Origin of the sequence: Emergencia sp. 1XD21-10, from assembly GCF_009936045.1 — a bacterium.
GTDB classification, from domain to species: domain Bacteria; phylum Bacillota; class Clostridia; order Peptostreptococcales; family Anaerovoracaceae; genus Senimuribacter; species Senimuribacter intestinalis.
Map to the genome: position 1 here is coordinate 1 of NZ_QWEQ01000058.1, position 2,369 is coordinate 2,369.

The following is a 2,369-nucleotide window of genomic DNA, read 5'->3' on the forward strand; positions in this document are numbered from 1 at the left end:
GCACTTTCCGTATTATAGTCATGGATGAAAGCGATTTCATCTTCTGGAACACCTTCCGACATCAATCCCGTCTTAACGGCCTCGTAAATTGTGAAGCTGCCATCGTTTCGTGGCGTGGACTGATCGCAGAAAATGAGCTGCGCTGACTGATTGTCCATAGTATCCCGATAAAGCTCCATGCACTTTTGTACGCATAAATCCACTTTGGTTTCCCCTAACGGATGTTCCTGTACCCCAGTAATCAGGCGCTCATCCAGCGCAAGTCTTCGCCCGTCCGTTGAAATTTTAAGCATGTTATCTACGGTCGGATCCACCAGCCCGTCCCGGATCCGGTCTGCCCGGATACCGATCTCATGAATCATCTCCGCCTGCTGTGCGGTTGCCGGTATCAGTACATTTTCCGTTTCTGCTTCCGGCACGTCTAGGTCGATCATATCTGCAGTAATGATATCCGCCGTGTCCTTAAATACGCTCATCAGCTCAGGCATGTTCTGAAAATGGGCAAATCTGGTTCTCTGCCGGTACTTGCTTCCTTCTGGGGCAAGCTCCCAAGTGGTCTCCGTATGCCCGTAAACCGACGCCCATCCGTCAAAGGTAGAAATACCTAAATCCTTTAACTGGTCATACTGCAGATAACGCTGCATGGTATAAACCTCGCTCATAGAATTAGAGATCGGGGTTCCCGTAGCAAAAGTAATGCCTTTGCCTCCGGTCAGCTCATCCATATAGCGGCACTTTGCAAACATGTCATAGGATTTATTTGCTCCGGTTGTAGAAATGCCGGCGACATTGCTCATCTTCGTATTGAAGGCCAGATTCTTGTAATTGTGTGCTTCATCTACACAGAGAAAATCAACACCAAGCTGCTCAAAAGTCACCACATTATCTTTACGTCCGGCATCATTTAGTTTTTCCAGTTTTACCTTCAGCTTTTTCTCCATGCCGGCAAGCTGTTTTACCGTATAAGTTTCTCCTTGCTCCGCCTTCAACGCAATCAGTTCTGCCTGCACATCATCAAGCTGTTCCTCAATAAAGGCCCGCTGTCTGCGTTTTGAAAGCGGAATCATCTCAAACTGACTGTGTCCAATAATTACGGCATCGTAATCTCCCGTAGCAATTCTTGCACAGAACTTCTTACGGTTCTCCGGTTTGAAGTCCTGCTTAGTAACGGCAAGAACCTTCGCATCCGGATATAGGCGCATAAATTCTGCCGCCCACTGACCCGTTAGGTGATTTGGCACCACCAGCATAGCTTTATTACATAATCCCAGCCGCTTTTTCTCCATAATGGCAGCCGCCATTTCATAGGTCTTTCCTGCGCCTACGCAATGTGCAAGCAGCGTATTTCCGCCATAAAGCTGACGGGCAACAGCGCGTTTTTGATGATCACGCAGTTCAATTTGCGAATTCATACCTGGGAAAGTCAGGTGGCTGCCGTCAAACTCCCGTGCAACGCAGCTGTTAAACCGTTCGTTATAGATTTCTTCAAGACGCTGCCGCCGCTCCGGATCCTCCCAGATCCATTCTTTGAATTTTGATTTAATCAAATCCTGTTTTTGATTTGCAAGAGCTGTTTCCTTTTGGTTCTGCTGCGTATGCTTCTTTCCGTTCACATCCGTAACGGTATCTGTAATGTTCACGGTCTGCATATTCAGAGCATTTTTAATGATCCGGTATGCATTGGCCCTGTTTGTCCCATAAGTGGTGTTTGCAAGGACGTTTAAGCTGTCACCACCTGCGCCTTCAATGCCCCACTCTCCGGATATCCGGTTATACCGCACCGCAATATCCACGCTTGCATATTTGCTCGGCTGTAAAAGTTCTAATATAAAAGATGTGTATACATCCTCCGGTACCCAGACACTCCCCAGCTCCACGTCAATATCAGCTGCAGTAAGCGGCTCCGGCATGACACCTTCCAGGGCTTTTACGTTTATCTCAAATGCGGGATTTGCCGCGGCAAGAATCCTTGCCTGAGCCAGCTTGCGTCTGACGTTGCCGGAAAGATACTCATCGGCAGTAACATAGGTCTTACTATCCGGGTGCTCCATATCCGGTACGCGGTAAATTTGCCCGGATAAGTCACGGATCAATTTATCCTCTGACTTTCCGGAAAGCTGCATCATATACGGTATATTCACGCACGCCTTTTCAGACAGCGACACGGCCAGGGCCTCCTGGGCTGTCTCCACATTGATAACTCTCTCCGCCCCACGCACAGTACGCATGGTGAAAATATCGGCTTTTCTTGCAAGTTTTCCATCATCATCCAGCATTTCCAGAGAACAAAGCAATGGATAGCTGCTGTCATCCCGAAATGCCTGGCTGTTGCTGCGGTTGTTGATCAGACCATATTTGCTGCTAAATGC

1 protein-coding gene is annotated in these 2,369 nt (G+C 48.2%); it reads right to left on the reverse strand.

Annotated elements, in window-relative coordinates; all coding sequences use genetic code 11:
* Window positions 1-2,369, reverse strand: a 2,369-nt coding sequence (locus D1151_RS16185) for an SNF2-related protein (RefSeq protein WP_161909558.1), incomplete at both ends; no start/stop codon positions are given.